The organism is Westiellopsis prolifica IICB1 (assembly GCF_004323185.1).
Classification (GTDB): domain Bacteria; phylum Cyanobacteriota; class Cyanobacteriia; order Cyanobacteriales; family Nostocaceae; genus Pelatocladus; species Pelatocladus prolificus_A.
Genome location: NZ_NAPS01000001.1, coordinates 702173 through 714913, shown reverse-complemented (window position 1 = coordinate 714913; position 12741 = coordinate 702173). Strand labels below are relative to the sequence as shown.

The 12741-nt window shown below is 37.8% G+C and carries 10 protein-coding genes; 6 read left to right on the top strand and 4 right to left on the bottom strand.

From position 1 onward, the window contains the following. Positions 1-223: hypothetical protein (locus B4U84_RS31090; protein ID WP_207390893.1), on the top strand; the 223-nt coding region annotated here is incomplete at its 5' end. A 183-nt stretch (positions 224-406) separates the two neighbouring features. Here B4U84_RS31090 and B4U84_RS03035 read toward each other — a convergent pair. Further along, entirely contained in the window at positions 407-2317 is a 1911-nt protein-coding gene (locus B4U84_RS03035) for an ATP-binding protein (RefSeq protein ID WP_131115489.1), read from the bottom strand. A gap of 459 nt (positions 2318-2776) precedes the next feature. On the opposite strand from B4U84_RS03035, the gene B4U84_RS03030 reads away from it, so the two are divergent. Together B4U84_RS03030 and B4U84_RS03025 are read left to right on the top strand one after the other, a co-directional pair. Then, positions 2777-2980 (top strand): hypothetical protein, encoded by a 204-nt coding sequence (locus tag B4U84_RS03030; RefSeq protein WP_044453110.1) that lies wholly within the window; start codon positions 2777-2779, stop codon positions 2978-2980. Between the two features lie 191 nt (positions 2981-3171). Then, on the top strand, positions 3172-4017 hold the full coding sequence (locus tag B4U84_RS03025; protein ID WP_044453109.1) for a cyanophycinase: 846 nt from the start codon (positions 3172-3174) through the stop codon (positions 4015-4017). Between the two features lie 408 nt (positions 4018-4425). On the opposite strand, the gene B4U84_RS03020 is transcribed toward B4U84_RS03025, so the two are convergent. Both B4U84_RS03020 and B4U84_RS03015 read right to left on the bottom strand, forming a co-directional pair. Beyond that, positions 4426-5505: a peptidoglycan-binding domain-containing protein gene (locus B4U84_RS03020; RefSeq protein ID WP_017311858.1), complete on the bottom strand. Its 1080-nt coding sequence runs from the start codon at positions 5503-5505 to the stop codon at positions 4426-4428. 89 nt (positions 5506-5594) lie between these two features. After that, positions 5595-6536, bottom strand: a complete 942-nt coding sequence (locus B4U84_RS03015; RefSeq protein WP_017311857.1) for an N-acetylmuramoyl-L-alanine amidase — start codon at positions 6534-6536, stop codon at positions 5595-5597. A 697-nt stretch (positions 6537-7233) separates the two neighbouring features. On the opposite strand from B4U84_RS03015, the gene B4U84_RS03010 reads away from it, so the two are divergent. Then, positions 7234-8112, top strand: coding sequence for a DUF4231 domain-containing protein (locus B4U84_RS03010; RefSeq protein ID WP_131115487.1), 879 nt, complete (start codon positions 7234-7236; stop codon positions 8110-8112). A gap of 69 nt (positions 8113-8181) precedes the next feature. Here the strand turns inward: B4U84_RS03010 and B4U84_RS03005 are convergent, their stop codons facing one another. Further along, a complete protein-coding gene (locus B4U84_RS03005; protein WP_131115485.1) occupies positions 8182-8736 on the bottom strand; it encodes a carboxymuconolactone decarboxylase family protein in 555 nt (184 codons plus the stop codon). A 140-nt stretch (positions 8737-8876) separates the two neighbouring features. Between B4U84_RS03005 and B4U84_RS03000 the strand changes: the two genes are divergently transcribed. Together B4U84_RS03000 and B4U84_RS02995 are read left to right on the top strand one after the other, a co-directional pair. Continuing rightward, a complete protein-coding gene (locus tag B4U84_RS03000; RefSeq protein ID WP_131115483.1) occupies positions 8877-9443 on the top strand; it encodes a TetR/AcrR family transcriptional regulator in 567 nt (188 codons plus the stop codon). A 573-nt stretch (positions 9444-10016) separates the two neighbouring features. After that, complete coding sequence (locus tag B4U84_RS02995; protein ID WP_131115481.1) at positions 10017-12719, top strand: zinc-dependent metalloprotease; 2703 nt, start codon at positions 10017-10019, stop codon at positions 12717-12719. The last annotated feature ends 22 nt before the right edge of the window (positions 12720-12741 follow it).

Genomic DNA, 12741 nt, shown 5'->3' with positions numbered 1-12741 from the left:
CAAAAATGATTTCGGCGAGCGCAAAAATGATTTCGGCGCATACAAAAATGATTTCGGCGCATACAAAAAGCATTTTGGCGCATACAAAAAGCATTTTGGTAGTCGTGACAGTAATTACCGTTTTGGCGATCGCTTAACTTTTAAATCCGTTAAACTACTCAAAGCTACTCAAAAATACTCTTTTATATACAAGATAACTAGTAGTCTGTCGCATAAGTTCTGAGGGGTTACGAGGAGACAGATCCCCGACTTTTTTCAAAAGTCGGGGATCTTGCAACCCAGCAAAATCAATCTGATAGATCACTAGAAATATTTTGATTATTGCTTATAGTCTCCAGCTACAAATGACTAATGACAATTGTACAGACGCGATTTATCGCGTCTCTACCAATGACCAACCATCAAATCACAAAATAGTGCTGATTTCTTTCAAATAAACCCTAGTAAATGGTTCATCTTCTCCCAATGTATACTCTTCAATTAAACCCTGGCGGTGAATTGAAATAGTCTCTCCTTTTCTAATGACCACAGTCGAGTTTTCCAACACATCCCGCATCAACATCATCTCGATTTCTGTAGGATTATTCAACACTACTAAATTGCTACGGTCATAGAACATACCCTCTTTTTCTAAAATTTCATCTTGGTATTCAGCAATTAATAAATCTAGTTTCGGATTCCGCAACAAAGTATAGACGTTACTATTGTAATTTTGATGAAAATATTTTTCGGAGCGATTCACAAAAACACCTCCGCGACAAACCGCTCCGATTGTCCAATTTGGATTTTGTAAAAGAATATGATCAACAGTTTCTTGTAATTCTTTCACCGAAATTTTGTTAAAGGTGAGAATTGGAATTCTCGCATCAGTATCTGTCCTAAAAAAGGTTTCTAAAATATATGCAGGTACATCCACACTTTCACCAACGGCGGGGTTAAGATGCATTAAAATACCAGGAGCTGCATTGATTTCCAAAATTGCAAATCCATTTTCCTTCCACGATTGAGAAAGATTTTCGGAAATGACATCAATTCCAAGACAAACTAACCGAAAGTGCTGGGCAATGTCTTGTGCCAAAATAATATTATCTGGGTGAACATTGTGTGTAGCATTAATACTCATACCACCAGCAGAAAGATTAGCAACTTTGCGAAGATAAACAGTTGTGTCTGTGTCAATCACGCTGTCTAAGGACAAACCCTGTTCCTCTAGATATAATTCCATCGCTTCATCACGCTGAATTTTACTCATGGGTGAGGTGGGTGTGTCTAAACGAGCAGGTTTACGATTTTCTTTTTCGATTAACTCGTCAATTGTTGAATACCCGTCACCAATAACTGATGCTGGACAACGTTCGGTAGCGGCGACGAATTTACCATTTACACACAGCAAGCGATAATCTTTACCGCGAATACTTTTTTCTACGATGATCCGGATAGGCTCATTTTCAGGGATCGCTTCGACTGCTCTACCATAAGCAGCTTCTAAATCATCTTCATCTCGCACATCTGCGGTGACACCAATACCTTTGTGACCAACTACAGGTTTGACTGCAACTGGATAACCAATTTTTCTAGCTACCGCCAAAGCTTCTTTTTTAGAGAAAACTATATCACCCTTGGGTACTGGAAAACCTAAGATTTTTAAGAATTCTTTACAGTCATCTTTGCGGGTAGTAAAGTCTGAGTCTAGGTGACTATCACTGTCAAATGTTGTGGCGATACCGCGAACTTGTTTTTTACCGTAACCGTATTGTGTTAGTCTCTCCTCCCATATATGAAAGGTCGGAATTGCTTTTTTGGAAGCTGTTTGCAATAAAGAGTAAATTGTGGGACCACCGTAAGCGGAGAGTCGGAATTTTTTTTGCAGCGTCCGTAATTGTTCTTCAAAATCTATATTATCTTCACGAGTAATCGCTTCAAACCAATCCCAAACAAAATAAGCTACAGATCGTGTAGTATCTTCGTGTAGAGATTGTACAGCAATTCTGGTATATCGACCATTGGGTTGAATACTCCAGCACTCAAAGTGCAAATCCATATCCAGCTTATTTACTTCTGATACGGTGCGTGCAAACAGTTGAGCGTGAGAATCATAGGTTTCGGTTTTGAGTTGCGGATAGCGATCGCCTATAATTTCCACATAATCTTCAACAGGTAGCGATCGCCAAGACTCTGTCAGAGTAAAATCAAATATTAGCGCTCCCGTATTTAAGTAAGGGTTCGGCCCAATATAGTGTTGAAAGTTGAAAATATCAAAAGCATCTGTTTTTCTAGCATTAATGCGGACTGCATCGCTACTTCTATCTTGAACCATTGGCTATATACCTTTGACGAAACACTCTGGTGTCTGGATGCTAATTTGCGTTTACCTTATAGCTTGCACCTAACCCTAAATCCAAATTTGCGCTTAAAGCTAAAGTCAGTTAAAACCCGACTGGCTCAGGTTTTAACCCATTTTAATGGGTTTAAGCTTTAAGCCGGAAATTTATTTCACGGCTAATTGCTGCTGAATCAATTTGTCAAAGTTATTGTGTATCCAGGCATCAGTGTAACCCTATTGAGAAAAATTTTGAGCTACCCCAGGGTATAAAAGTTGAGAGTCAGGGGATAAGGGGGACAAGGAAGCAAACCAACAAACCAACCACCACCCAAAAATTAAATTATTTTATATACCCAAATATTTATAACCTTTGAAGGGTGAAATATGATCCTCAAATACATATAAATAATAAATGAACAAGTAAAATCAAAAAACTTAGGAGACAGCAGAATCATGAATGTCACCAAAGCTGCTCTCAGAAAAGAAGTTCACTATCTAGCTGAGGAAGCTTTTCATCGTAAGTTAATTTCTGGCTTTGGAGATGGGCCAGATGTTAACGAATATCAAATAGTCTTCCAAGGAAAACCAAGACATTTACCATTGGAAGAAGCACACACTTTTCTAGTAAATCTGCTGTTTAACAACCAAGTAAATTAGATTTTTTGTTCAAAGAATAGCTGAGAAAACTGTATTAAATTATCAAATTACTCAGTTCTGAACCAATATACTCCCGTATTCTCCAGTGCGGGAGTATTATTGACCGATTCAACATAAATAATTATTAATTGATTTCAAAAATTAGTAATTATTGGCTCGTTTTGTGATACAAATCCATACTTGGAGGCTCTATGTCAGATAGCCAAACTAAACGGCAGTTGGTGATTATTGGGGGAGCAGAAGATAAAGAGGGAGACTGTCAAATTCTCCGGGAGTTTGTGCGTCGTGCTGGTAGTACTAAAGCGCGAATTGTGATTATGACAGCAGCGACAGAACTACCTAGAGAAGTAGGAGAAAATTATATAAGAGTATTCGAGCGCCTGGGAGCAGAAGATGCTCGCATAATTGATACAGAAACCCGTGATGATGCTTCTTCATCTACTGCTTTGGAAGCAATTAGCAAAGCAACAGGAGTATTTTTTACCGGCGGAGATCAAGCAAGGATTACTAGTATTCTTAAAGATACTGAAATCGATGCAGCTATTCACAAACGCTTTTCTGAAGGTATAGTAGTCGGAGGGACAAGTGCTGGAGCTGCGGTCATGCCAGATGTCATGATTGTAGAAGGTGATTCAGAAACAAATCCTCGTATCGAAATTGTAGATATGGGTCCCGGTTTAGCTTTTCTACCTGGGGTAGTAATTGACCAACATTTCTCTCAAAGAGGACGTTTAGGAAGGTTAATCTCAGCTTTAGCGCAACAGCCTGCTGTACTAGGATTTGGTATTGATGAAAATACCGCCATGGTTGTTACCGACAGCCAAATTGAAGTTATTGGAGAAGGGTCTGTAACAATTGTAGATGAATCAGAGGTAATACATAACAATATTGACGAAATATTGAGAGATGAAGCTTTAGCAATTTGTGGAGCCAGACTTCATATTTTGCCACACGGATATAAATTTGATTTGAAAACTCATAGACCAATTTTTAATGGTCAATCTGTACCATTACAGCCAGTAGTAAATACCCAATAAAAATTTTTGTTTTATATATAGTGTAGTGGCGTGGCAAGCTTAAAATAGTGCATTAATAAACCGCAGAGGAAGCAGCGAAAAGTTTGTAGACGCTTTGCGGCTTCCCGTTAGGGTGCGCCGGTTTCCGGCGATCAAAGCTTTTCAAGAGAGAGAACGCAGAGAAGGAAGAAGAGATTTATTGCATCATTTTAGCCTTGCCACGCCAGTAGGGTGCGTTATGGCTTCAGCCTAACCCACCATTATTTTTTAATTTGATTTGATAGATTATTGAGTTTTCTTGTTTTAACCTGAGTTCGATATCTCAGATCTCCGACTTCTCTAAGAAGTCGGGGATCTCGCCTCTCACGTTGGCGCAGCCTGCCCAAAGGGCTTATGATTTAGGATTTTTATGAGACTGCACTTTCGTTATTAATAACCATCCACTGACCAATGAGGAGGGTCATTACTCAATTTATATACACCGTAAGATTCGCCCACCTTCCATAAATTTTTATTCAAAGCAGCATTACACGGTTCACCAATGCTAACCACTCTCCCGTTTTTATCCTGAATATTAATCTTGCCATCCCAGGTTACATTCCAATCAATTGCTAATCTTTGAATATGGCGAGAATTTAAAGATACAGGATTACCACCAACACCATAAGCTTCTAACATATCTTTAGCAGCTTGCAGTGATCCTACATTCGTATAATGCACCCATTCAATATCAACTCCACTCATTGCTGGTACATATTGAGGAGAAATTTCTTGGCGATTAATTCTTGCAGAATAATGCATCAAGTAAGCACGTTCTTTGGGACGATGGGTAGCAGTAACAATCACCTGACAACCAGCATCAACTAAAGCTTTTTGAAATGCTTCGACTTTTTGACGAAATGGAGAAGCTAAATCAGCAATTAACTTACTTGTAGGAAAATACTCAATCCAATGAGCGCCACTGAGACGAAATCTTTGTACTTTTGCATAAGCATTAAATATATCCATTGCTTGAGTAAAATCTGTCCCCAATTTTTGCTTAGTTGCATTACTCAAAGCTTGCTCTAATTCACCACGTAGACGTACATCCCTTTTTTTATATGCTTCAGCTAAACCTTTAACACTGGTATTACCAAAATCTCCATCTATTGTTAATGAAGGATTGAGTTGTGCTATCTGATTCAAACACTTTTGTAAATCCTTAACTTCTATCTCACCAAAACCGAGATAACTCAACAATGTATTAGCTGACAGGTTAGGTATCTTAGCAATAAAACCTTGAGTAGCAGCTTTACTATATGTGCCATTACCAACAATTCCATCGGCTTGTAAATTATTTCTTTGTTGATAAAGACGAGTAGCTTGGTCAGTTCCTTGACCAAAGTCTCCATCAACAATTTGAATCGGATATTCAGCTTCTTTCAAAAAACTTTGCCAAGCACTCACATAGATTCCATTAGAACCAAGTCTGAGAACTGGTAATTTTAGTACAGTGATATTAAAAGCCATAAAATTTACCTTAAATGTTCTTTGTTAATTGTTGCTCGTTGGTTGTTGATTTTTCCAACTAACAAACAACCAACAACAAACAACATCTATTAACCAATTAATTTTTGCCAAGTAATCGGACCAATAATCCCATCAGACGTTAAACCATTTTGCTGCTGAAATCTCTTCATTGCTGCTTCTGTTTGTGGTCCATAAACACCGTCAATTTCTACACCTAAGCGGAATTGTAAGTATCTAACAACTACACCACCTGCATGATTTAATCTAATAACTCGTTTCGCTAAAATTTGATTAATTGCGTTCCAAGTAGTTTCTCCAAGTATTCCTGTTTGTTGAATACCAACAATATTCTGAAATTTTTCGATAGCTGATTTTGTTGCAGCACCATTGAAACCATCTTCTAACAAAGATCTACCATTTTTATCAGTGATCTTGAGTCGATTTAAAGCTTGTTGCAATCTTTTAATAGTTGTGTCTGGATTTTCTTCTTCATCGACTACGTGAGTCACAGGAGTAGTAGGTAATTGACCAGTTAAACCTTTGACGATCGCATTCGCCATTGCCTCTGGATTATACAGATTCATGTCTTTTTGTGAATCTATAAAGCAACATTCTATTAAAATTGCAACCATATTGGTATTTCTCAGGACAAAAAGGTGACTACCATTTTTGACGCCGCGATTAAAAAAGCCTAATTTTACGATTTCATCTAATACTGGTTTGGCAAATTTTCTGCCTGTATCGCTAACTGCAAATACTTCTGTACCATTGGCTTGGCGATTAAAGGCATTAAAATGAATGGATACGAGAAGGTCTACTTTATTAGCATTTGCTATATCACATCTCTTCCTCAGGGATTCCCCCACTGTTGAAGCTCTGTCTGGTTTACAGACTACAACTTGATGCCCTAAAGCTTTTAACTTAGATATAACTCTGTTACCTACATCTAAAGTTAGATTATCCTCAATTTTAATTCCTCTCGCACCCGTGTCTGGTGGACAATTATGTCCGCTATCTATCCCAAATTTCATTTGTTTATCCTCTACTCGTTTGTTTAATAATTTTGCTGGTATTTAATTTTTAATAGGTTCATTACTAATTACCGATACAGCAAATTAAATTTAAGTATTTAGCTTGGTATCATCTACTAGGAATATATAATAATGATACTGTGCGATCGCCATTTGTCATTTTTCATTTCTCATTGGTTATTGGTAGAGACGCAAGGAACATCCCGTCTGTACTTTTTGGGGTTGTTTACTTTCCGTAACAAAGTTAGGTTGATTTCTGCTGACTTACTTAATTTTACTCAAAATTTGGTAACAAAGTTGTTGTCATACACTACCCTAAACCTCCTGGTAAATGGGGAGGGAACTAAATCTTCCCTCCGTGAAGGGGAAGATTGAGGGGGTCAATTCGACTTTTGCAAGAGGTATAATATTCTCTTAAATGTCTTAAGTGTCTTAACTGTCTTCTTAACTGTCTTATCTGTCATTGCATATTGTGAATAAATTTGAGATTATTTGAAAAGTGACTTTAACATGGTTATTTAAAGCTTAGTTGCTGACTTTGAAACCTTAATTTCATAGAGCTTTGCATAAGTGATTATCAAATGAACTATTCCATAGGTGAGTAAAAGTAATCATTTTACTCACCTTATAGAGTACAAATGATTAGGTGAATTGCAATTTATCAGATTTAAGTTGTAAGTAATTGAGCTAAGAATAAATGACTACTTCTGAATTAACTAATCTTGAGCAGAAAAACCAGAGTTTATATTCTGACAGAATTGATGATTACTCCTCTTCATCAAGTCAAAAAAAAGTGTTTACCTTTAAGGTAATTGAGTACTTACTACTTGCAGGTTTTTTCTCATCTGGTATCTTGGTTATTTTTTTCCAAAACGATAAAACCATCGTCAGTGCAGGAGCAGTTTCTCTAATTATTTTGTTTTTCTTGTTACTGATCAATAGACAACTTTTTCAAAACTCTAAAAACTCTGCAAATCTGTCTGATATTACCAGGAAAGCTGAAATATATACTTATCTCTTAAATAATCATAATTCTTGGAATCAAAATACACTTACTTTAACAAGAAGAAAGGCTTTACAATACAGTCAAGACTTGATTGATGATTACAAAAGAATTCGCAATGTATCGAGAAATCTTTATTATACTTTGCAAATTGGAACAGTCATTTTATCAGGAGTTACACCAATCTTAGTTCTGGTAGATAAGTTAGAAGCAGGACAAGCTTGGCTCAAGTGGCTTCCAGTACTCTGCCCAGCCCTTGCTTCTATTGTTGCTAGTATAGTCACCTCTTTTCCTTTCCAAGAAAACTCAATTTCTGCGAATACAGCTGTTGAATTGTTAGAGGCTGAACAAGAGAAATTTATACTAGGAGTGACTCCACCTTATCGTTGCTATGATGTGTCTGATGAATTACAACAGCAACAAAAAGCAAGTCAGGCACTGGAATACTTTATTATTCAAGTAAATAACATTCATCTTAACCAAGTGCAACAACAAACAAGTGAGCCAAAATCAGAGAAGGTAGAATTAGAAAAAACAGAATCAGCCTCATCCAACGAGTTAAAGCAAGCTTAGTTGACACTCCCCTCCTGCCTAAAGGCGGGGGGATTGTTGGTTCATACTTAACGAGACTGTGATGCTGTTTTACACGCTAGGTTTTGACCAAGCATGAGGTTTAAACTCTTTATCAAGTGGCGTTTGAGCAATGTGATTGGTATAATTGTGAATAACTTTCACAGCGATACCGAGAATTACCTCCAGAACCTGCTGCTTTGTGTAACCAGCTTTCATAAATGTTTCGATTTCTTCGTCAGATACCCAACCACGAGTTTGTACCATTCGCTGAGTAAATTCCCGGAGTGATTGGAGTTTTGGATCTTGCAGGGGTTCACCATTTCGCATAGCGTCTATATCTTTGGTGGACATCCCAACCGTTTTTGCCAAGCCTGAGTGTGCTGCCATACAGTAGTGACAGTCATTTTCATAATTTGCTGCCAGGTAGACTACTTGCTGCTCGATTGGACTAAAGCTGGTTGTGCTGAAAATATCCCATAGAGCCATACCACCCTGCAAAAGTGCAGGTGCTTCAGCAGAGATACCCTCTAGGTTGGGAATGAAGCCAAATGTTTCCTTAACATGGTGCAGAGCTTCTTGAGATTCTCTTGGTGCTGTTTCGAGAGTATAAATAGTGAATTCCATTGTGCTGTATGTTTTAAGTATTGGTACTATCGACGTTGCCTGTCGAAGGGTAAAAACCCTGTCAAAAATGCTAATTACACACTTGTCACTTTGAGTAGAGTATCCTAAGTAGACAATATTGTCTACTAAATGATCTATCTATGGCACCAGAAACTAATAAAATCTACGATCGCATTCTCGAAACTGCTTCCCAGCTTTTTTACCAAAAGGGGATTCAGCACGTCGGGATTAATGAGGTAATCGCTGCTTCCGACGTCGCCAAACGGACGTTTTATAAATATTTTCCTTCAAAAGAGCAACTTATATTAGAGGTAATGCGCGATCGCGAAAAGCAGTGGTTGCAGTGGTTTCAAAAGTCTGTTGAGGAGCGAGGGAAAACACCTAAAGAAAAACTACTCGCAACCTTTGATGTGATGGAAGAGTGGTATGCTCAACCAGATTTTCGCGGATGTCCATTTATTAATGCAGTCCTAGAAATTGCTGATGCAAATCATCCCGCTCATTATATTTCTGTATCGTTACGTGAAGCGATCCGCACTCACATTATGAAACTAGCAACAGAAGCCGAAGTTAGTAATCCAGAAGCATTCTCTCAGCAATACTTACTATTAATTGGTGGTGCTAGTCTGATGGCAACAATTGAAGGAACTCCAGCAGGAGCAAAATATGCTCGTCAAGCTTTATCTATTCTCATTGATGGAAGTTAACCGTGAGCATCACTTTAATATTAACTAGATGTAATACTCGTCAAAATCTCATCCATTAGGCTCATGTGAACAGCAAGGAATTGGGTTTACTTTTTTAAAGGAAGTTAGCAATAAAAACTTTTTTCTGCTGAAATCAAAAAAAGACTATACTCTAATGTTGAATATTATGCTGTAACATTAGCCACAGACATTTATTGTGGTTAACGTAGAATTTAGGATTAATACGAAACGGTAAAACGCCAAGAGTAGAGAGTTAATCATTTAGTGTGGCTTCACATTAAATTGGTACTAGTTACTTATGAAATTAGATTCATTAGTTATTGCTTCCCATAATGAACCGAGCTTATATATTGCTATATATGTCTGCGCTTATGCAGATTTAAAACATCGAGATTGGCTGAATAAATTCAAGCTATCTGAAATAATTGTTTGAAGATAAAAACAAAATAATAATTAATTACATAATTTGCCAGTAATTCAGTAAAAACAGGACTATATGAAAGATAAAAAATAGCTATTTTATTACTCAAGCGGCTTGTAAAGAAGAAAAGCGCTTCATAAGGTAGCCAAAGAATGAATAACTGGATCGCAAAGTTAACTGTATATATATTGTTATTTTATTACTTGCTATTTGGTAATAATTATGCATTGGCTAATCAAATGGCAGATATTTATGTACAGCAACTCAATACATTACCAGGTATTGAACAATTAGCAAGTACTGATTATAATTTTAAAGAAAGCAGAAAAGAAGATTTTTGGCGATTTCGTGAGGCAGTCAAAGGAACGAATAAATTAGACGGAGTCTTCACAATTTATCGTAGTCAGGAAGACGATAAAATATTTTTGGAACTGAAGCCAGAACAACTTAATAAAAATTATCTTTGTACAGTCACACTAGAATCTGGGATTGGAGAAAGTGGAATTTATAGTGGACTACCTCTGCAAGATTTTCTGTTTTACTTCCGACGAGTAAATAATCATTTGCATTTTGTTGTTCGTAATGTTAAATTCCGTACAGAACAAGATGAACCAGAATTGCGATCGCTTGCTCGCTCATTTAGTGATTCAGTTCTTTATGCTCTGGAAATTGACAGTATTGATCCATATAATAAAAATATTCTGATTGACCTCAATGACTTACTGATACAGGATTTTCCCGGATTAACTTCTTTATTAAAATATTATTTGCGGGCTGATTACCACCTGGAAAAAAATAGGTCATATTTTGGTGATATTGACAGCTTTCCTCTGAACTTAGAGATTGAATCTATCTACAGCTTTTCATCACCAGAGGGAGCATATTTAGTTACATTACCTGATAGCAGAGCGTTAACTTTAAAAGTACACTACAGTTTTTCCCAACTACCCGAAAACAATGGTTACATCCCTAGACTTGCTGATGATAGAGTAGGATATTTTATTACTGCTTTTCAAGATTTTTCTCATAATAACAGCAAAGAATCATTTGTACGTTATATAAATCGTTGGCATCTTGAACCGTCTGATCCCAATGCACCTTTATCTCCACCGAAAAAACGAATAATATTTTGGATTGAAAATGCTGTGCCATTAGAATATCGCGACGCCATGCGGGAAGGTGTGCTGATGTGGAATCAAGCATTTGCCAAAGCAGGATTTCAAAATGCGATTGAAGTCCGACAAATGCCAGATGATGCTGATTGGCATCCAGCAGATGTGCGCTACAACACAATTCGCTGGTTCAATTCTTTAGATGCAGGTTTTGCTAGAGGCCCAGCCCGCGTTAACCCCCTAACAGGAGAAATTTTAGACGCAGATATTATTGTTGATGCTAATATGGTGCGCTCAATTCAGCAAGAATATCGTGCTTTGATGGAGTCAAGTACAGACGCGATGAATCACAATTGTACAGACGCGATTCATCGCGTCTCTACTTCTCAACAAGATTCTGACTTCTGCTATGGGATGGAATCTTCAACCCAAGCAGCGATGGGGGCGCTGGCGTTGTCACTTTTGCAAGATGCGACACCAAGTAGTGATCAAATGAAAGAATACTTACATCAATATATACGTTCTCTCATTGCTCACGAAGTCGGACACACACTAGGTTTGCGTCACAATTTCCACGGCAGCACTATGTTAGCACCCCAGGAATTAAATAACACAGAAATCACTCATACCAAGGGTTTGGTCGGTTCAGTGATGGATTATTTGCCTGTGAATATAGCACCTCAAGGAACACAGCAAGGCGACTATTTTCCCACAGTTGTTGGCCCTTACGATGAATGGGCAATTGAGTATGGTTACAAACCTCACCAAAATTTGACAGCAGAAACAGTAATTCCCGAAGCTGAAAAAGAGTTTTTGGAAAAGATTGCTTTGGCGTCTTTGCAACCAGAATTATCTTACGCAACAGATGAAGATATCTGGGATATCAATCCTCTGGCAAATGTTTGGGATATAAGTAGTGATGTGCTAGTTTATTCCCAATGGCAAATGGATAATGCTCGCGCTATGTGGCAGCGTCTTGATCAGCGTTACCCTGTAAGAGGAGAAAGTTATAGTAACTTGCGGGTCTTGTTTAACAGCATTCTCAAATATTATTTTCGGAATGCGTCTTTGTTGACTCAATATATAGGTGGACAATCTTTTGAGCGTCATCATGCTGATGAAAATATGCGCCCCAGTTTTGTAGCAGTTTCTCTAGAACAGCAACGTCAGGTATTAGCAAAACTGCAAGAATATGTATTTGCTGAGGATGCTTTCAGTTTTTCGCCACAATTATTGAATCAGCTAGCACCTTCACGTTGGCAACACTGGGGTAACTTTATACCTGTATCTCGCCTTGATTATCCAATTCACGAACGTATTCAGCGTTTTCAAGGTGTTATATTAAGATCGCTTTTAGATAGCGATCGCCTTAACCGTCTGAGGGATATCGAATTCAAAACAACCGCCGGAAAAGCGCTTTCCATGCCAGAATTGTTCAACACTCTGCAAAAAGACATTTGGACAGAAGTTGTAGATGCTAGAAAAGCAAAACCAATTTCTAGTATCCGTCGTTCCTTGCAGCGAGAACACTTAGATATTTTGCTCGATATGGTGTTGCGTACTACAGATGTACCAGAAGATGGGCGAACACTAGCTTGGTTTGAATTGCGCCAACTACGCCAAGCCATTGATACTAGCCTGAAGTACCAAAATGAAAATCTTGATATTTATACACTAGCTCATCTTGAAGAAACAAGCGATCGCATCACCAAAGCATTAAACGCCCGATTGCTTTCAAGATAATTAGGACTTATACCATTTCACG

Bases quoted from the DNA above. Each gene is read 5' to 3' on its own strand.
- B4U84_RS03005 (WP_131115485.1), bottom strand. From the start codon at position 8,736: ATGGAATTCACTATTTATACTCTCGAAACAGCACCAAGAGAATCTCAA.
- B4U84_RS03015 (WP_017311857.1), bottom strand. From the start codon at position 6,536: ATGAAATTTGGGATAGATAGCGGACATAATTGTCCACCAGACACGGGT.
- B4U84_RS03025 (WP_044453109.1), top strand. From the start codon at position 3,172: ATGTCAGATAGCCAAACTAAACGGCAGTTGGTGATTATTGGGGGAGCA.
- B4U84_RS03020 (WP_017311858.1), bottom strand. From the start codon at position 5,505: ATGGCTTTTAATATCACTGTACTAAAATTACCAGTTCTCAGACTTGGT.
- B4U84_RS03030 (WP_044453110.1), top strand. From the start codon at position 2,777: ATGAATGTCACCAAAGCTGCTCTCAGAAAAGAAGTTCACTATCTAGCT.
- B4U84_RS03000 (WP_131115483.1), top strand. From the start codon at position 8,877: ATGGCACCAGAAACTAATAAAATCTACGATCGCATTCTCGAAACTGCT.
- B4U84_RS02995 (WP_131115481.1), top strand. From the start codon at position 10,017: ATGAATAACTGGATCGCAAAGTTAACTGTATATATATTGTTATTTTAT.
- B4U84_RS03010 (WP_131115487.1), top strand. From the start codon at position 7,234: ATGACTACTTCTGAATTAACTAATCTTGAGCAGAAAAACCAGAGTTTA.
- B4U84_RS03035 (WP_131115489.1), bottom strand. From the start codon at position 2,317: ATGGTTCAAGATAGAAGTAGCGATGCAGTCCGCATTAATGCTAGAAAA.